Source organism: Pseudarthrobacter sp. 01T43 (assembly GCF_056398665.1).
The window spans coordinates 396683-414332 of sequence record NZ_JBFTPV010000002.1; the positions used below are offsets into that span (position 1 = coordinate 396683).

General features: G+C 65.2%; 15 protein-coding genes and 1 pseudogene. 7 read left to right on the plus strand and 9 right to left on the minus strand.

All coding sequences use genetic code 11. The features are described 5' to 3' along the window. Positions 1 to 35 precede the first annotated feature (35 nt). Together AC1DIM_RS03480 and AC1DIM_RS03485 are read right to left on the minus strand one after the other, a co-directional pair. Entirely contained in the window at positions 36 to 1220 is a 1185-nt protein-coding gene (locus AC1DIM_RS03480; RefSeq protein ID WP_477709090.1) for a thiolase family protein, read from the minus strand. After that, a complete protein-coding gene (locus AC1DIM_RS03485) occupies positions 1210 to 2613 on the minus strand; it encodes a class I adenylate-forming enzyme family protein (RefSeq protein ID WP_477709091.1) in 1404 nt (467 codons plus the stop codon). The genes AC1DIM_RS03480 and AC1DIM_RS03485 overlap by 11 nt, the downstream gene beginning before the upstream one ends. 60 nt (positions 2614 to 2673) lie before the next feature. Here AC1DIM_RS03485 and ypfJ point away from each other — a divergent pair, with 60 nt between their 5' ends. Next, positions 2674 to 3555 carry a KPN_02809 family neutral zinc metallopeptidase gene (gene ypfJ, locus AC1DIM_RS03490; RefSeq protein WP_477709092.1) on the plus strand — a complete coding sequence of 294 codons (882 nt, stop codon included), beginning with the start codon at positions 2674 to 2676 and terminating at the stop codon, positions 3553 to 3555. A 93-nt stretch (positions 3556 to 3648) separates the two neighbouring features. Here ypfJ and AC1DIM_RS03495 read toward each other — a convergent pair whose 3' ends face one another. The 6 genes from AC1DIM_RS03495 to AC1DIM_RS03520 all read right to left on the minus strand — a co-directional run bounded on the left by AC1DIM_RS03495 (position 3649) and on the right by AC1DIM_RS03520 (position 8865). Continuing rightward, positions 3649 to 3981, minus strand: a complete 333-nt coding sequence (locus tag AC1DIM_RS03495; protein WP_309817448.1) for a metal-sulfur cluster assembly factor — start codon at positions 3979 to 3981, stop codon at positions 3649 to 3651. A 12-nt stretch (positions 3982 to 3993) separates the two neighbouring features. Further along, positions 3994 to 4779: a Fe-S cluster assembly ATPase SufC gene (gene sufC / locus AC1DIM_RS03500; protein ID WP_477709093.1), complete on the minus strand. Its 786-nt coding sequence runs from the start codon at positions 4777 to 4779 to the stop codon at positions 3994 to 3996. 114 nt (positions 4780 to 4893) lie between these two features. Then, the gene (locus AC1DIM_RS03505; RefSeq protein WP_190988448.1) at positions 4894 to 5253 is read right to left on the minus strand and encodes a non-heme iron oxygenase ferredoxin subunit; all 360 of its coding nucleotides are present in this window, start codon (positions 5251 to 5253) and stop codon (positions 4894 to 4896) included. Between the two features lie 17 nt (positions 5254 to 5270). Next, positions 5271 to 6557 carry a Fe-S cluster assembly protein SufD gene (sufD, locus tag AC1DIM_RS03510; protein ID WP_477709094.1) on the minus strand — a complete coding sequence of 429 codons (1287 nt, stop codon included), beginning with the start codon at positions 6555 to 6557 and terminating at the stop codon, positions 5271 to 5273. 2 nt (positions 6558 to 6559) lie between these two features. Then, positions 6560 to 8023 (minus strand): Fe-S cluster assembly protein SufB, encoded by a 1464-nt coding sequence (gene sufB / locus AC1DIM_RS03515; RefSeq protein WP_477709095.1) that lies wholly within the window; start codon positions 8021 to 8023, stop codon positions 6560 to 6562. Beyond that, entirely contained in the window at positions 8023 to 8865 is an 843-nt protein-coding gene (locus AC1DIM_RS03520) for a helix-turn-helix transcriptional regulator (RefSeq protein WP_477709096.1), read from the minus strand. The genes sufB and AC1DIM_RS03520 overlap by 1 nt, the downstream gene beginning before the upstream one ends. Before the next feature lie 115 nt (positions 8866 to 8980). Between AC1DIM_RS03520 and AC1DIM_RS03525 the strand changes: the two genes are divergently transcribed. The 3 genes from AC1DIM_RS03525 to AC1DIM_RS03535 are packed head-to-tail and all read left to right on the plus strand — an operon-like array spanning position 8981 to position 11665. Continuing rightward, on the plus strand, positions 8981 to 9946 hold the full coding sequence (locus AC1DIM_RS03525) for an ABC transporter ATP-binding protein (RefSeq protein ID WP_477709097.1): 966 nt from the start codon (positions 8981 to 8983) through the stop codon (positions 9944 to 9946). Further along, positions 9943 to 10713 (plus strand): ABC transporter permease, encoded by a 771-nt coding sequence (locus AC1DIM_RS03530; protein WP_477709098.1) that lies wholly within the window; start codon positions 9943 to 9945, stop codon positions 10711 to 10713. Before AC1DIM_RS03525 ends, AC1DIM_RS03530 begins: the two co-directional genes overlap by 4 nt. 7 nt (positions 10714 to 10720) lie before the next feature. Then, positions 10721 to 11665, plus strand: a complete 945-nt coding sequence (locus AC1DIM_RS03535; RefSeq protein ID WP_477709099.1) for a COX15/CtaA family protein — start codon at positions 10721 to 10723, stop codon at positions 11663 to 11665. A 289-nt stretch (positions 11666 to 11954) separates the two neighbouring features. On the opposite strand, the gene AC1DIM_RS03540 is transcribed toward AC1DIM_RS03535, so the two are convergent. Continuing rightward, the gene (locus AC1DIM_RS03540; protein WP_477709100.1) at positions 11955 to 12914 is read right to left on the minus strand and encodes a heme o synthase; all 960 of its coding nucleotides are present in this window, start codon (positions 12912 to 12914) and stop codon (positions 11955 to 11957) included. A gap of 504 nt (positions 12915 to 13418) precedes the next feature. On the opposite strand from AC1DIM_RS03540, the gene tkt reads away from it, so the two are divergent. The 3 genes and pseudogenes from tkt to AC1DIM_RS03555 form a co-directional block, all read left to right on the plus strand. Continuing rightward, a complete protein-coding gene (gene tkt, locus AC1DIM_RS03545; protein WP_477709113.1) occupies positions 13419 to 15536 on the plus strand; it encodes a transketolase in 2118 nt (705 codons plus the stop codon). Positions 15537 to 15557: 21 nt separating this feature from the next. After that, positions 15558 to 16673, plus strand: a complete 1116-nt coding sequence (gene tal / locus AC1DIM_RS03550) for a transaldolase (protein WP_477709101.1) — start codon at positions 15558 to 15560, stop codon at positions 16671 to 16673. 6 nt (positions 16674 to 16679) lie between these two features. Then, a pseudogene (locus AC1DIM_RS03555) lies at positions 16680 to 17650 on the plus strand (glucose-6-phosphate isomerase); the annotation flags it as partial.

Sequence of the window (17650 nt, forward strand, 5' to 3'; positions counted from 1 at the left end):
TTCGATCCGCCATTTGTATGCGGTTGCCGGCGCGCTCAGCTGGTGATGGCCTCATAGCGCAACAGCGCCGCGGTCCCCATGCCGCCCGCGATGCTGATGAGGGCCAGCGCCAGGGAGCCATCTTTTCCGGCGCGCCGTGACTGTGCAAGCAGCCGGGTCACCAGCACCGCACCCGATGCTCCGTAGGCATGGCCCAGCGCCAGCGCACCGCCGTCGAGGTTTACCCGTTCCGGATTGATGCCGAGCCGGTCCAGGCAAGCCAGTGTCTGCGAAGCGAAAGCTTCATTGAACTCCACCAGGTCCACTCCGGCCGCAGAAATCCCCCGGGCCGCCAGCATCCGCTCCGCAGCATCCGCCGCGCCGATGCCCAGGAGCTCCGGGTCAACGCCTGCTGTGTCGGTAGCCAGCACCAACAGTCCATCAGCCACGCCGAGTTCCCGGGCCCGCTGCAGCGAGGTGATAACGACGGCGGAGGCGGCGTCCGCATCGAAGCATGAGTTCCCGGCGGTGACAGTCCCGCCATCCACGAAGGCAGCGGGGAACCGTGCAAGGACCGCCGAATTGAGTCCCCGCCGCGGTCCGTCATCGGTGCCGACGGTTCCCTGCGGTGTCTCAAGCCCGGTGATCTCGCCGCTGAAACGACCTGCCGCCGCCGCAGCCAAGGCACGCTGGTGGCTGCGCAACGCGAGCTCATCCTGCCGCTGCCGGCTGATGCCAAAGCGGGTGGCCACGTTCTCCGCAGCCACTCCCATGTCCGGATCGCCGAAGCTGTGCGGCACAAATTGAGCCCGGGCGAAGAACTCAGGTTCGCCGTCGTCGTCCCGGTACGCCCGCAGGGGAGCGGTGCTGATGCTTTCCACTCCCCCGGCGAGGTACACCGGGTTCCCGCCCGCGGCCACCAGCCTGGCGGCGAGGACAATCGCGTCCAGGCCCGAGCCGCACTGCCGGTCCACAGTCAGCCCGGGCACGCTGACGGGAAGTCCGGCTTCCAGCAGGGCCAGCCTGGCCACGTTGCCGCCGCCGCCGACGGCATTGCCGATCACCACATCGGACACTGCGTCCAGGGACAGCCGGCTCTCGGTGAGGAGCTGCCTCAGGACCGGGGCCAGCAGTTGGTGCGTTCGAAGGTTCTTGAGTGCCCCGCTGGCCCGGCAGACCGGTGTGCGCCGGGCGGCGATGATCACCGGTTGCCGGTCTGCCGGCAGCAAGTCAGCGGTCAAGGTGACGCACCCTCGTGTCGCGGGATCCGATCCATTCCAGCAGGATGTTTCGGCTGATTTTGCCGCGGTCGGTGGTGGGCAGCTCAGTCAGGGAGAAATACTGCACCGGGCGTTTGTCGCGCGACAGGATGTTTTCGACGCCGGACCTTAGCTGCGTTGCGCTAATTCCGCCGTGCGCCGGAACCACGCCCGCCACCACCCGCTGGCCCCGGATGTCGTCAGGCATCCCCGCGGCGATGGCCGCGGCCACCCCGGGGACGGATGCCAGCGCGAGCTCCACCTCGTGCGGGTAAACATTCTTCCCCGAAGTAAGGATCATGTCCGCGCGCCGGCCAAGGATATGTAGCTCACCGTCGGCAAGGTACCCCTGGTCCCCCACGGTGAGCCACTCGCCGAAGGAACGGAGGGCCTGGCCGTCGTCACCCCACAAGTAGCCATTGCTCACCATGCCGCTGCGCACACAGATATTGCCGATCCCGCCGTCCGGCAGGTTGGTGCCGTGGTCGTCGAGGACACTGACCTCCACCCCGGGAAAGGCCCGGCCGATTCCGGTGCCGCCGGCATCGAGCTCCCCGGCGGGCAGCCCCAGGCCGGACACAAAGCTTAATTCCGATGCTCCGTAATACTCATAGATGGTGGCGTTGGGCGCCCAACGCCGTGCGGCTTCGAGCGTGCGGGCGTCAAGCTTTGAACCGGCGCAGATGATCGTCCGCACTCCGGCGGCGTCCACACCGCCGGCGAGGCCGCGCTCACTGAGCAGCCGCAACATGGTGGGCACGAGCACCAGGCGGGTGACGCCGTCGTACGTGATGGCGGCGTGGACGTCGCCGACGTCGAATCCCGCCAGCGTCTGGAACTCCGAGCCCGCATACAAGCACTCGGCCAGGGCGTAAAGGTTCAGGCTCGCCGCGAGGGGACCGGGGGCCAGCGTCACGTCGTCCTGACGCAGGCCAAAGAACTCGATGGACGCGTCGAAGGACTCGCGCCAGGACCGCCGCGACCGGGTGAACGCCTTGGGCACGGACGTGGTGCCGGAGGTGAGGCCGATGAGGAAGGTCGATTCCGGCAGTCCGTCAGCCAGCGCATCCGCCGGGGAGATCCCGCCCGGCTGCACGGTTGCATCGAGCCGTTCCCTAATCTCCTGGCGGAGCTCCTCCGGCCAGGACGGGTCCAGGACGGCGCACTGACGTTCCCCGGCCAGCGCCGCGGCGAACCGGACAGCAAAGCCCACCGAGTTGGCTTCAGCCAGGACGGTGACCGCTCCTGCATCAGGAACGGCGGCTGTGGCGGCGTCGCGAAGCTCAGCCCAGCGCAGCCGGCGGCCGGCAACCATGACTGCGGTGTCATGGGGGCGCTCTTCGGCCCAGCGCTGGATCTTGTCGAGAAATGGCATCTCCCAACTTTACCGGCCGGACATCGGTTCCGCAGTCTCGGCAAGGACTATTGTGACTTCATGAGCTTCAATGACAACGTCCAACTGGACCCCTCCCAGGTGCAGGATCGTCGCGGCATGGGCCGCGGCGCCAAAGTCGGCGGCGGCATCGGAGGCGGCCTCATCCTGCTCATCGCGGCACTGCTCGGCGTGAACCCCCAGCTTCTCGAAGGCCTTACCGGTGCCGGGCAGGAACCCCAGAGCCAGGGCACCGCGCCGGCCTGCGCTACCGGTGCCGACGCGGATGCCCGGCTGGACTGCAGGATTACCGGCACAGTCAACAGCCTCAACGCATTCTGGCCCGCCTACCTCAAGGACTACGGGGTGCAGTACCCCCAGCCAAAAGCTGTAATATTCAGCGGCGGGACCAACACAGGGTGCGGCGCGGCCACAACTGCGGTAGGTCCGTTCTACTGCCCCACCGACACCACCGCATACTTCGATCCCGGATTCTTCCAGGAACTGGTGGACCAGTTCGGCTCATCGGGCGGTCCGCTCGCGCAGGAGTACGTGGTGGCCCACGAATTCGGGCACCACGTCCAGAACCTCCTGGGCGACCTGGGCCGGGCGCAGCAGGATCCGCAGGGGCCCGAGTCCGGGTCTGTCCGTACAGAACTGCAGGCAGATTGCTACGCAGGGCTGTGGGCGAAGCACGCTTCCTCCACACCGGACCCGGCAACCGGGCAGCCGTACCTGGAACCGCTGACCCAGCAGGACATCAACGATGCCCTTTCCGCCGCCGCCTCCGTGGGTGACGACCGGATCCAGAAGGCGGCCACCGGCCGGGTCTCCCCCGAGGGTTGGACGCACGGTTCCAGCGAAGAGCGCCAGCGGTGGTTCGCACGGGGCTATCAGACCGGCGACATCACCCAGTGCGACACTTTCTCGGCGCCATCCCTCTGATCCGGGCCGGTGGGTGGGGAACGACGACGGCCGGTTACCTTGTTAGCGAAGGTAACCGGCCGTCGTCGTACTCCTGAAGGCGGTGGGGACGGATCAGATGTTGAAGCCCAGGGCCCGCATCTGGTCCTTGCCGTCGTCGGTGATCCGTTCCGGACCCCAAGGCGGCATCCACACCCAATTCAGGCGCCAGTCATCCACAACACCGTCCAGGGCCTTGCCCACCTGCTCCTCGATCACGTCGGTGAGCGGGCAGGCCGCAGTGGTAAGCGTCATGTCGATCAGCAGGGCGCCGTCATCGTCTGAGTACTTCAGGCCGTACAGCAGCCCGAGGTCAACGATGTTCACGCCGAGTTCGGGGTCGATGACGTCCTTCAGTGCCTCTTCGATATCCTCGAGGCCCGTTTGGGCCGCTTTGATTTCGGTCATGGCAAGTCCTAACTAGGCCTGTGCTGCAGCGATGGTGGCTGCGCCGGCGCCTGCAGCGTACCGGTCGTAGCCTTCTTCTTCAAGGCGGTCAGCGAGCTCCGGGCCGCCTTCTTCGACAACCTGGCCATCAACGAACACGTGGACGAACTCAGGCTTGATATAACGCAGGATGCGCGTGTAGTGAGTAATGAGCAGCGTGCCCATGTTGCCTTCGGCGTGGGCGCGGTTGACACCTTCGGAGACAACCTTCAGGGCGTCGACGTCCAGGCCGGAGTCGGTCTCGTCCAGGATGGCGAACTTCGGCTTGAAGAGCTCCAACTGGAGGATCTCCACCCGCTTCTTCTCGCCGCCGGAGAAGCCTTCGTTGACGTTGCGCTGGGCAAAATCAGCGTCGATGCGCAGCTTGCCCATGGCGTCCTTGACTTCCTTGGTCCAGGTGCGCAGCTTGGGTGCTTCGCCGTCAATGGCGGTCTTGGCAGTCCGGAGGAAGTTGGTCATGGAGACGCCCGGGACCTCCACGGGGTACTGCATGGCCAGGAAAACGCCGGCGCGGGCGCGCTGGTCAACACTCATCGCCAGGACGTCTTCGCCGTCGAGCGTGATGGTGCCGCTGGTGACGTTGTAGCGGGGGTGGCCGGCGATGGTGGAGGCCAGGGTGGACTTGCCGGAACCGTTGGGGCCCATGATGGCGTGGGTCTGGCCGGTCTTGATGGTCAGGCTGACGCCCTTCAGGATCTCCTTGGTGCCCTGCTCCGTGTCAATGCTGACGTGCAGGTCCTTGATCTCAAGAGTAGACATAGGTCTTGTTCTCCTCTGCACCGGGCTTTTTCGGCGGCGGTGCGGTCTGTATCTGGAAGTTTGGTTCTGTTGCTTGGTATTGCCGCTGGCGGCTGTTCGGTCCGGGTGATGCTGCTAGCTGAAGTTCGGGGCTTCCGCTCCGTTGAGGACGTTGGTGAAGTCCACGTAAACCTCGTCGCCGACAATTTCGACGGCGAACACCGGCACGGGATCGTAGGCGGGCAGCTGGAGCGGCTCGCCGCTCCGCAGGTCGAACTGGGAGCCGTGGCCCCAGCATTCGATCATGCACCCCTCCACTTCGCCCTCGGACAGGGAGATGTCCGCGTGCGAGCAGGTGTCCCCGATGGCGTGGATTTCTCCCATGGAATCCTTGACGATGGCTACCGGGTAGTCGTCGATCAGTATCCGCAACGCCTGCTTGAGCTGGATTTCATCCGTCTTGCAGACAAGTTCGCCCTTTGGCTGGTCGGTCATCTGTAGGTCCGCGCCCTCTAGTTGTTCGTTACGGCGAGTTCGCGCTCAACAGCCTCGGTCAGCCGTTCTTCGAGGGCCGGTACCTTGATCTGCTGGATGATCTCATGCAGGAAGCCACGGACCACCAGGCGGCGGGCAACATCCTCGGGAATGCCGCGGGCTTGCAGGTAGAACAGGTGCTCGTCGTCCAGGCGACCGGTGGCGCTGGCGTGGCCGGCTCCCTTGATCAGGCCGGTCTCGATTTCCAGGTTGGGAACCGAGTCGGCGCGGGCACCGTCCGTAAGCAGCAGGTTGCGGTTGGCCTCGTAGCTGTCGGTGCCTTCGGCTTCCTTGCGGATCAGGACGTCGCCCACCCACACTGCGTGGGCATTGCGGCCCTGCAGTGCGCCCTTGTACAGCACGTTCGAGGTGCAGTTGGCCACTGCGTGGTCAACGAAGAGGCGCTGCTCAAGGTGCTGGCCGGCATCGGCGAAGTACAGGCCGAACATTTCCGCTTCGCCGCCGGGAGCGGTGAAACGGGCTGACGGCGTGACGCGGACCAGGTCCCCGCCGAGGCTGACCACCACGTGCTTGAGCTTGGCGTCGCGGCCGATCTTGGCCTGCTGCGAGGAGGCGTGCACGGCGTCCCGGTTCCATTCCTGGAGCGAGACAACGGTGAGGTCCGCGCCGTCTTCAACCACGATTTCGATGTTCTCGGACACCACGGCCGAACCCTGGTGGTCCAGGACCACCACGGACTTGGAGAACTTCTCCGCCACGATCACCAGGTGCTGGGCCGCTGCGTCGGTTGAGGTGCCTTCGATCACAACGGTGACCTCGGTGTCGGCTTCAAACTCCGCCGGGATGGTCAGGACGGTGGCTTCGCTGAAGTTCTCCCAGGCATTGGCGGACACGCGGTCCTCCGGGATGCCGGCTGAACCGATGCGTTTGTCATCGCGGGACACGGTCTCCACCGTCACCCGGTCAGGACCGCTGACTGTGACGGTGGGGGCAGCACCCGCGAGGACGTCGCTGTGCAGGCCGCGCAGGCGCTTGAGCGGGGTGAACCGCCAGTCCTCTTCGAGCCCGGTCAACGGTTTGAAGTCCGCCAGCTTGTACGAGGTCAGCCGGCCGGCGCGTGAGCTGTCCGGAATGCCGACGCCGCCGCCGTGCGAGTGGCTCTTGACCGCTTCGCCGGCCAGCGGAGCCTTGGACGTGGCCGAATTGATCGGAGACAGGCTTTCGCCCTCTTCCGTGAAACCGTTAATAAACGGCTGGGCCGAGGGCGCGCCGATGCGCGCCTTTTCAGTAGTGATTTCAGTCATCGTTATCCGACGGACCCTTCCATCTGCAGTTCAATCAGGCGGTTCAGCTCAAGTGCGTACTCCATCGGGAGTTCGCGGGCGATGGGCTCGATGAAGCCACGGACGATCATCGCCATGGCCTCGTCTTCGCGCATGCCGCGGGACATCAGGTAGAAGAGCTGCTCTTCGCTGACCCGGGAAACAGTTGCTTCATGGCCCATCACCACGTCATCCTCACGGATGTCGATGTACGGGTAGGTGTCAGAACGGCTGATGGTGTCTACCAGCAGCGCATCGCACCGGACGGTGTTGGCAGAGTGCTTGGCGCCTTCACGGACCTGGACCAGGCCGCGGTAGGCAGCACGGCCGCCGCCACGGGCTACCGACTTGGAGATGATGGAGCTCTTCGTGTTCGGTGCGATGTGCACCATCTTCGAGCCCGTGTCCTGGTGCTGGCCGGCACCGGCGAAAGCGATGGACAGGGTCTCGCCCTTGGCGTGCTCGCCCACCAGGTAGACGGCAGGGTACTTCATGGTGACCTTGGAACCGATGTTTCCATCGACCCACTCCATCGTGGCGCCCTCTTCGCAGATGGCACGCTTGGTCACCAGGTTGTACACGTTGGTGGACCAGTTCTGGATGGTGGTGTAGCGGACGCGGGCGCCCTTCTTCACGATGATTTCCACCACGGCGGAGTGCAGCGAGTCCGAGGTGTAGATCGGGGCGGTGCAGCCTTCGATGTAGTGGACGTAGGAGYCCTCGTCGGCGATGATCAGGGTCCGCTCGAACTGGCCCATGTTTTCCGTGTTGATGCGGAAGTATGCCTGCAGCGGGATGTCCACGTGGACGCCCTTGGGCACGTACACAAAGGAGCCGCCGGACCAGACAGCCGTGTTCAGTGAGGCGAATTTGTTGTCGCCCACAGGAATGATGGTGCCGAAGTATTCCTGGAAGATCTCAGGGTGTTCGCGCAGCGCAGTATCGGTGTCAAGGAAGATGACGCCCTGCTTTTCAAGGTCCTCACGCAACTGGTGGTAGACGACCTCGGACTCGTACTGGGCGGCGACACCGGAAACCAGGCGCTGCTTTTCAGCCTCGGGGATGCCGAGCTTGTCGTACGTGTTCTTAATGTCCTCGGGCAGTTCCTCCCAGCTGGTGGCCTGCTTCTCGGTGGAACGCACGAAGTACTTGATGTTGTCGAAGTCGATGCCGGAGAGGTCTGCACCCCAGGTGGGCATGGGCTTGCGGTCGAAGTACTTCAAGCCCTTGAGCCGGAGATCGAGCATCCATTCCGGCTCGCTCTTCTTGGCCGAGATGTCACGGACCACTTCTTCATTGATACCGCGGCGGGCGTTGGCGCCGACGTCGTTCTTGTCGGACCAGCCGTACTCGTAGGTGCCGATGCCGTGGAGCTCGGGATTCTTTTCCAGAATCTCCGAGATCACAGTGTCTTCGGCTACCGCTTTCTCTGATAGTTGGTCCGTCATCACGGCCTTTCTTGCTGATGGTTGGTTACTTCATTCAAGCTGGCGGGGGCTGCCTGCGGGACTTGGGGTCCGCCGGCAGCCAGCCGGCCTGTGGGTATGTGGGTGGTGCAGACATGCCCGCCGCGCGCAAGCGTGGACAGGCGACGCACGTCAACGCCCACCAGCCGGGAGAACACTTCGGTCTCCACGTCGCAGAAAACAGGGAAATGGGCGGCGAGCTGCTGGATGGGGCAATGCCCCTGGCACAGCTGAACGCTGGACAGCGCCGCTGGAAGCGGGGCCTTAGCCTCGATAGAGGCCGCCGACGCCACAAAGCCGTCCCGGCTAAGGGCTGCCGAGAGTGCCCGGGCCCGGGCCGTGATGTCCGTGCCGGCTTTTTCAATTTCGGGCGTGTACCGGCGTTCCATGTCGGCGAAACGCTCGACGGCGAACGCGCGGACGGCGTCGTCGCCCGCCATCTCCCGGAGCTGCTTGAGCGCCAGGGTGGCAATGTCGAGGTAGTCGTTGCCCAGCGTGGACTGGCCCTGTGAACTCAAGACATAGCGCCGTGCAGGGCGTCCCGCGCCGGCGCCGGCCCTGGCAACGCGCTTGACTTCGATGACACCGCTGCGGTCCAGGTGGTCAAGGTGCCTTCGCACAGCGGCGGGGGTGAAGCCCAGCATGTCGCCGAGTTCCGCGGCACTGATGGGCCCATGCTCCAGAACGGCACCCAGCACGCGGTCCCGGGTACGCTCGTCGGGGTCCGCCACCGGCGAAACGGCGACGTGGCCGCGGTCCGGAGTGGTGCGCGGCGCTCCGTGCCCGGCGACGGGCACGACAGTAGCGTTGGTCATGGAATACACAACACAATCATGTCGTAATTTACTCCCCCGTACCAGTAAGGTGAGGCTGACCTTCGAGGGGGCCGGGTCACCGGCACCAACCTCACACGAGTACTACATCCCGTAGAATGTTGGGGTGCGATCCCCCGAATCCCCGGTTCTGTCCATCAGCGGGTTAATAAAGGATGTTGGTCCGCTGGCCAGCCTGGATGGAAAAATGCTCCGGGTGGTGAGCGGCGTCTCCCTCATTGCCGAACGCGGCCAGGTGACCGCCCTGCTGGGAGCCAACGGGGCAGGAAAAACCACAACAATCGAGTGCGCCCAGGGCCTGCAGCCACGCAGCGGTGGAACCATCTCACTGCTGGGGCAGGATCCCGGCCGTGCGGGGGCAGACCTGCGCGCCCGCGTTGGCGTGATGCTCCAGGACGGCGGGCTCCCGCCGTCGGCCAGGCCCATTCCGCTCCTGCGCCACATTGCCGGAATGTACACCCGGCCGCGTTCCGTTGACGAACTCGTTGAACGGCTCGGCATAGATACCTTCGCCAGGACCTCCGTGCGCCGGCTCTCCGGCGGCCAGAAGCAGCGGCTGGCCCTGGCCGCGGCCCTCATCGGCAATCCGGAAGTCCTGTTCCTGGACGAGCCCAGCGCAGGGCTGGACCCGCAGTCGCGGCAGCTGGTCTTTGAGCTCATCGCAGAGCTGCGGGACGCCGGAATGGGCATCATCCTCACCACCCACCTCATGGACGAYGCGCAGCGCCTGGCCGACTACGTCTACATCATCGACGSCGGCCGMAACGTCGCGGAAGGTACCGTTGCGCAGCTTCTCCAGCGGGAGCCCGCCGTCGAATCCGGCGAGCACGTCCGCACTCTCCTCTTCGAAGCCGAAGCCGGGCTCAACCTCGCAGGGATCCTTCCCGAAACCATTACCGTCAGCGAAACACGCGCCGGCAGCTATGTGGCCAATGGGCCGCTCACACCCCAGGATCTGGCAGCACTCGCCTCATGGTGGGCCGCCCAGGGCGTGATGCCCAGCTCGCTCAGCCTCGCAGCGCGAAGCCTCGAAGACGTCTTCCTGGATGTTTCGGGAAAGGAAATCCGATGACCGCCTCCCCGGACGCCGTGGTACGCCAGCAGCCCGCGACCCTCGTCCGCCGCATCCTGCTCCAAGGCAAATACGAAGCAGCCGCCATGCTCAGGAACGGCGAGCAACTCATCCTCGCGGTAGTCCTGCCCCTGCTCGCCCTGGTAGGCCTGACCGTTACACCGCTCTTGGACGGACTCGGCGGCAGCCGCATCAACATCGCGGTCCCCGGCATCCTGGCGCTCTGCGCACTGTCCACTGCCTTTACCGGCCAGGGCATCGCCACCGGGTTCGACCGCAGGTACGGGGTCCTTCGATTCCTCTCCACCACGCCTCTGGGCCGTCCCGGACTCATTGCGGGCAAGGTCCTTGCCGTCCTGACCGTGCTCGCGCTTCAGGTCATTGTGGTCACGGCCGTGGCCCTGCCCCTCGGCTGGAGCCCGCCCGCAGGTGGCTGGTTGCCCGGCGTTGCCCTGCTGATCCTGGGCGCAGCTGCGTTCACCGCGCTCGGTCTGCTGGTTGCCGGCACGGTCCGGCCCGAGGCCACCCTGGCCATCACCAACCTGCTGTGGATCCTGCTCGGCGCGCTGGGCGGCATCGTGATCCCCGCAGATCGACTGCCTGCCCTCGTCCAAGGAATCGTGCACTACCTCCCCTCGGGCGCACTGGGGGCGGCCTTGCGCGAGGCCTTCCTCGTCGGCACCGTTAATTTCGGTGCTGCCCTCATACTGCTGATCTGGACAGTCCTTGCCGGCGCAGCAGCCATCCGTTGGTTCAAGTGGAATTGAGATATCCGTGAGCACGGCTTCACGCCTCCCTGAGTTTGCCGGTCGCCTGACATCGCGGCTGCCCCGTACCGTCGACGCCCGCGTACGGCGCCTTGCTGTGGCCTCCCTTGTTGGCCAGACATTGCTGGTGGTCACCGGCGGCGCTGTCCGGCTGACGGCTTCCGGGCTGGGCTGCCCCACGTGGCCCCGCTGTACCGACACATCCCTGGTCAACACCGCTGAAATGGGTATCCACGGGTTCATCGAGTTCGGCAACCGGCTCCTGACCTTCGCCCTGGCGGCGGTCGCTGTGCTGATGCTGGTGTACCTGTGGAACCTGCGCAAGGAACGCCGCGACCTGTTCCTGCTGGCACTGGGCCTGCTGGCCAGCATCCCGGCACAGGCGGTGATCGGCGGCATTACCGTCCTGACGAACCTCAATCCCTGGGTAGTGGGCCTGCACTTCCTGGTGTCCATGGCGCTGGTTGTTATCGCCACCCTGCTCGTCAACCGGGCGTACGGGCGCACCGGGCGTTTTGCCTCCACCCCACTGCCCGCCTTGCCGGGCGTGCTGCGCCCGGTGACCGCCGCCGTCGCGCTTTTCTCGGCAGTGGCGGTCATGCTCGGCGTGGTAGTCACCGGCGCCGGTCCGCATGCCGGAGATGCCGACGCGCCGCGCAACGGGTTGGACTGGGACCTGTTCTCCCACATCCATGCCGTCCCGGCCTACTTGGTCACGGCCGGAACCCTGTTCGCGCTCGTGCTGGTGTTTACCCGCCGGATTTCGGGCTCCTTCAGGACGGCAACTGTCCTGCTGCTGGCGGTCACGCTGCTGCAGGCGGTCATCGGCTTCACGCAGTATTACAACGGGATTCCCGCCCTGCTGGTGGGTACCCACATGCTGGGTGCGGCACTGTTGATGAGCGCCTCAACGAACGCCGCCGACGTCGCGCGTTCCAGCCCGACCAAGTAGCCCTCGCGGCGTAGTCCCGCCCCTGGCCTCGCGTCGCCGAAGTGCCACGGTTCCCGAACCGTGGGCCTTCCCCCGTAACCCACACCCCCCCCCCCAGGAAATGATGCAGGGAAATCGCGAACGCTCCATCACTCCCTGCAGCATATTGAGGAACGCTCCTTCACCTGCTGCAGAGACTAGGGGACCCTCCCTCACCGGTGGTGAGGGAGGGTCCCTTCGAATCCTGCAGGTACTGCGAGAGGGTTCTGTAAAACCCTGCGTTAAGTGAGAGAGCGTCCTGGGGGCGGGATTAGCCGATGACGGCGGACCCGACGAATGGATCCACTGCCAAAGCGATGAACAGCAGGGTCAAGTAGCTGATGGAGCCGTGGAAAACCTTCATGGCCCGCTTGTCCGGGATGTCCTCACGATGTGCACGGCTGTACAGGGCATGCGACTCGTAGAGGAACCACGCCCCGGCAAGGACGGCCGTCACCGTGTACACCCAGCCTGCGCCGCCCGCCGGGACCATCAGCAACGAGCAAGCCACCATGGCCCACGCGTAGAGGACAACCTGGACTGAAACCACCTTGGCGCCCGCAATGGCGCCAAGCATTGGCACGTTGGCGTTACGGTAATCCTCGCCGTAACGCATGGACAGGGGCCAGTAGTGCGGCGGAGTCCACAGGAAGATCACCATAAACAGGATGATGGCCGGCCACTCGACGCGTTCGGTCACGGCCGCCCATGCGATCACTACCGGGAAGCAGCCCGCGGCCCCGCCCCACACGATGTTCTGTGCGGTACGGCGCTTGAGGATCAGTGTGTAGATGACCACGTAGAAGAAAATCGCGGCCAAGCCAAGCCATGCGGCCAGGGGGTTGGCCCCGAACCAGAGAATGGCGATGGCAGCCGCACCAAGGAGCCAAGAGAAGATCAGCGCCTCACGTGGGGTCACCTCGCCGGTGACGAGGGGCCGGTTTTCGGTGCGGTGCATCAATTTGTCGATGTCGCGGTCGAAGTAGCAGTTGAACGCACCGGCACTCCCGGCGGCAAAAGCGCCGCCCACCAGGGTGGCCAGGATCAGTCCGATCGACGGGAACCCGCGCTCGGCAAAAATCATGGTGGGCAACGTGCTGACGAGCAGCAGCTCGATGACGCGAGGTTTGGTGAGGGCGAAATACGCCTTGGCCTTACGGGCCAGCCCGGCTCTCCCTCGGGCGGGGGCAGCGTTTAGCGGCGTATCGGTTGTGCTCACGGTGGCAGTCACCCGTTCTTGTTGGCAGTTCTGTCTGTCATATGCAGCTGGATCTCGCGGCCGTCTGCCCGGGCACCCGCCATTGTCATCGGTCAAGGGTCCCGGCAGTACCGCTGGTCCGCGGACCCCTAAGGGCACGGCCATCCGGCATCGGCCTCCAAATATCATACCGTGGCATTTGTGACAGATCCCCGCGCAATAGGCCCAGATGATTGCTCGCAGTCCGATTCGAGCAGATTAACTCAAGCTCACGGAACACTCATTCACATAAAGCGAAATTGCGTCCAAAACGTGAGATTTGCACCGCCCACAGAATGGATTAGAGCTAAGCTGTCACCAGATCAGCACACCGAAAGAACGCAGTGGAAACCGCGTTCCTATTGGTCAGTGTCTGAGTTACAGATCCACGTTTCGATGGTGAACGGCTGGTACACCGCAGCGGCGCCTCAGCGTGCCACGCACCGGATCCGCCGTGCCGCCATCAGCATAGAGAGGGGCCCGGTTTTCGTGCCACATTTGGAAGAGCAAGAACTGTCATGGACCAGCTTGGACCAGCGCGCGGTGGACACAGTCCGTGTTCTGGCCGCCGACGCTGTGGAGAGGGTCGGTAACGGCCACCCCGGTACGGCCATGAGCCTTGCCCCGGCCGCGTACCTTCTCTTCCAGAAGCTCATGCGCCACGACCCGCGCAACCCGGACTGGCTGGGACGTGACCGTTTCATCCTGTCCCCCGGCCACACCTCATTGACCCTGTATATCCAGCTGTTCCTCTCCGGCTACGGCCTGGAACTGAAGGACCTGGAAGCGCTGCGTACCTGGGATTCCCTCACGCCGGGCCACCCCGAGTACAAGCACACCGCCGGCGTCGAGATCACCACGGGTCCGCTGGGCCAGGGCCTGGCCTCCTCGGTCGGATTCGCTTACTCGCAGCGCCGGATGCGCGGCCTGTTCGACGCCGACGCCGCCGAGGGCACGTCCCCGTTCGACCACACCATCTGGGTCATTGCGTCCGACGGCGACATGCAGGAAGGCGTCACGTCTGAAGCTTCCTCGCTGGCCGGGCACCAGGAACTGGGCAACCTCGTGGTGGTCTACGACGAGAACCACATCTCCATCGAGGACGACACCGACATCTCCTTCACCGAGGATGTCCTGAAGCGCTACGAGGCCTACGGCTGGCACACCCAGCGCGTGGACTGGACCAAAACCGGCGAATACGTCGAAGACGTTCAGGAACTGTACTCCGCACTGCTCGCCGCGAAGGCCGAGACGTCCAAGCCCTCCATCATCTCGCTGCGCACCATCATCGGGTTCCCGGCGCCGAAGAAGCAGAACACCGGCAAGATCCATGGCTCAGCCCTCGGCGCAGAGGAAGTCGCCGGACTGAAGTCCGTACTGGGCTTCGACCCGGCCAAGTCCTTCGAGGTGGACCAGGACGTCCTGGCCCACGCCCGCGCCGTAGTGGACCGCGGAGCCGCTGCCCGCAAGGAATGGGAAGAGTCCTTCAACGCCTGGCAGGCAGCCAACCCTGAAGGCGCAGCACTCTTGCAGCGCATCGAGGCCCGCGAACTGCCCGCAGGCCTGGACGCCGCACTTCCGGTCTTCGAAGCAGGCAAGGACGTCTCCACCCGTGCCGCGTCCGGCAAAGTCCTCAACGCCCTCGGCCCGGTCATGCCGGAGCTGTGGGGCGGCTCTGCCGACCTGGCAGAGTCCAACAACACCACCATCGAAGGCTCGCCGTCGTTCATCCCGGCGTCCAAGCAGACCGATGCGTGGTCCGGTAACCCGTACGGCCGCGTCCTGCACTTCGGCATCCGCGAGCACGCCGCCGCGTCGATCGTAAACGGCATCTCGCTGCACGGCCGGACCCGCGCGTTCTCCGGCACGTTCCTGATCTTCAGTGACTACCAGCGCCCGGCCATCCGACTTGGCGCACTGATGGGTGTCCCGTCACTCTACGTCTGGACACACGACTCCATCGGCCTGGGCGAAGACGGCCCCACCCACCAGCCGGTGGAACAGCTCGCGACCCTCCGCGCCATTGTGGGCCTGGACGTAGTCCGCCCCGGCGACGCGAACGAAGTCGCCGTGGCGTGGAAGACCATGCTKGAGAACCAYGMRAACCCGGCMGGCATYGTKCTGACCCGCCAGAACATCCCCACCTACGCACGCGGGGAAGGCGCGGCCGACGGCGACACGTTTGGTGCCGCTGCCGACGTCGCCAAGGGCGGCTACGTCCTCGCCGAAGCGGCCAGGGACGGCGCCACCGTTCCGGCGGACGTGATCCTGATCGGTACCGGCTCCGAGGTCCAGCTGGCAGTCCAGGCCCGCGAAGCCCTCCAGGCTGAAGGTATCGCCGCCCGCGTAGTCTCCATGCCGTGTGTTGAGTGGTTCAACAAGCAGGACGCGGCCTACCGCGAGTCCGTGCTGCCCGCCGGCATCAAGGCCCGCGTCTCCGTCGAGGCTGGCCTGGCCCTGGGCTGGAAGGAGTTCGTCGGCGACGCCGGCCGCTCCATCAGCCTCGAACACTACGGCGCTTCCGCCGACTACAAGCGCCTCTTCAAGGAGTTCGGCATCACCGCGGAGGCAGTCGCCGCCGCCGCCAAGGACTCCCTCGCCGGCCTGCAGGCCTAATCCAGATTTAGGAGAAACACCATGACTACCCCTACTCAACAGCTCTCCGACGCCGGAGTATCCATTTGGCTTGATGACCTTTCCCGCAGCCGCCTTGAGACCGGCACGCTGCGCAAGCTCATCGAGGAGAAGAACGTGGTTGGTGTGACCACCAACCCGTCCATCTTCCACGCCGCCATCACCTCGAGCTCGGACTACGACGCCACCATCGCGGCCCAGGCAGCAGCCGGCGCCAGCGTCGAGGAGACCATCTTCGAGATCACCACCACCGACGTCGCCGACGCCTGCGACCTGTTCGCCCCCGTGGCAGCAGCGTCCAAGGGTGTTGACGGCCGTGTGTCCATCGAAGTTGACCCGCGCCTTGCCTGGGACACGGCCGGCACCATCGCCGAAGCCAAGCACCTCTACAAGAAGGTCAACAAGGACAACGTCCACATCAAGATCCCGGCAACCCTCGAGGGCCTGGAAGCGATCACCGCTACCCTCGCCGAGGGCATCAGCGTCAACGTGACCCTGATCTTCTCGCTGGAGCGCTACCGCGCAGTCATCAACGCCTTCCAGTCAGGCCTGGAGCAGGCCAAGGAGAACGGCCACGATCTCGCGAAGATCCACTCGGTGGCCTCGTTCTTCGTCTCCCGCGTGGACTCGGAGATCGACAAGCGCCTCGACGCCCTCGGCACCGACGAAGCCAAGGCGCTCAAGGGCAAGGCAGGCGTTGCCAACGCCCGCCTCGCGTACCAGGTCTACGAAGAACTGTTCGCCACCGAGCGCTGGGCTGTGCTGGCCGAAGCCGGTGCACTCCCCCAGCGTCCGCTGTGGGCTTCCACCGGTGTGAAGGATCCGGCCTACCCGGACACCCTATACGTCACCGAACTTGTCGCCCCGGGTGTAGTGAACACCATGCCGGAGAAGACCCTCGACGCCACGTTCGACCACGGAGTGGTCACCGGTGACACCGTCTCCGGCACCTACGCCGAAGCCAACGCCACGCTGGACGCACTCGAAGGGCTGGGCATCTCCTACAACGAGGTTGTGGCCCTCCTCGAATCCGAAGGCCTGGACAAGTTCGTGGCGAGCTGGAAAGAACTGCTGGCCGACGTCGAAGGCGCCCTTGCCTCTGCACGGAAGGTTTCCTAACCCACTATGAGCACACTCAGCTACGACGCCACCGGTGCCGCGCAGCGGGCACTTGAGGAGCATTTGCCCGCCTTGGTGGCGGACCGTATTGCCACCCGGATTTTCGCGAAGGACCACACGTTGTGGGGCCCCGACGCCGAAGCGGAGTCTGCTGTCCGCCTTGGCTGGGTCGAGGCGGCTACCGTCTCGCAGGCCCTTGTGGGCAGCATCCTCGAGCTCCGCGATGCCCTGAAGGCCGACGGCGTGAGCCGCATCGTGCTTTGCGGCATGGGCGGATCCTCGCTGGCTCCCGAGGTCATCGCCGGCACCGCTGGCGTCGAGCTGACTGTGCTGGACAGCACGGACCCGGACCAGGTCCGGGCTGCCCTCGCGGACCGGCTGGCTGAGACCGCGATTGTGGTCTCGTCCAAGTCCGGTTCGACGTTGGAAACTGATTCGCAGCGCCGGATCTTCGAGCAGGCTTTCACGGAGGCCGGCATCGATGCGAAGAGCCGGATCATCATCGTCACCGATCCCGGTTCGCCGCTGGACAAGGCCTCGCGTGAGGCCGGTTACCGTGCGGTGTTCAACGCGGACCCGAATGTTGGCGGCCGGTACTCGGCCCTGACCGCTTTCGGTCTGGTCCCGTCGGGCCTGGCCGGGGTGGATATCCAGGGGTTCCTGGATGAGGCTGAGGAAGCCGCGGAGATCCTTAATGAGGATGCGCCGGAGAACATCGGGCTGGCCCTTGGGACGGCACTGGGGGGCACGAACCCGTTGCGGAACAAGATTGTCATTGCCGAGGACGGCTCCGGGATTGTGGGATTCGCGGACTGGGCCGAGCAGCTAATCGCCGAGTCCACGGGCAAGTCCGGTACCGGGGTCCTGCCGGTCGTCGCCGGTCCCAACTCCCCGGAGGCCGGCTCCGGCGCGCCTGATGTCCTGGTGGTCCGGCTGGTCGCCGCTGATGCCGAGGTCGAGCTCGGTGAGAACGAGGT

Excerpts from the sequence above, each read along its gene's own strand:
- AC1DIM_RS03530 (WP_477709098.1), top strand. The coding sequence starts at position 9,943 with ATGACCGCCTCCCCGGACGCCGTGGTACGCCAGCAGCCCGCGACCCTC.
- tal (WP_477709101.1), top strand. The coding sequence starts at position 15,558 with ATGACTACCCCTACTCAACAGCTCTCCGACGCCGGAGTATCCATTTGG.
- sufD (WP_477709094.1), bottom strand. The coding sequence starts at position 6,557 with ATGACTGAAATCACTACTGAAAAGGCGCGCATCGGCGCGCCCTCGGCC.
- AC1DIM_RS03495 (WP_309817448.1), bottom strand. The coding sequence starts at position 3,981 with ATGACCGAAATCAAAGCGGCCCAAACGGGCCTCGAGGATATCGAAGAG.
- sufC (WP_477709093.1), bottom strand. The coding sequence starts at position 4,779 with ATGTCTACTCTTGAGATCAAGGACCTGCACGTCAGCATTGACACGGAG.
- ypfJ (WP_477709092.1), top strand. The coding sequence starts at position 2,674 with ATGAGCTTCAATGACAACGTCCAACTGGACCCCTCCCAGGTGCAGGAT.
- AC1DIM_RS03485 (WP_477709091.1), bottom strand. The coding sequence starts at position 2,613 with ATGCCATTTCTCGACAAGATCCAGCGCTGGGCCGAAGAGCGCCCCCAT.
- AC1DIM_RS03505 (WP_190988448.1), bottom strand. The coding sequence starts at position 5,253 with ATGACCGACCAGCCAAAGGGCGAACTTGTCTGCAAGACGGATGAAATC.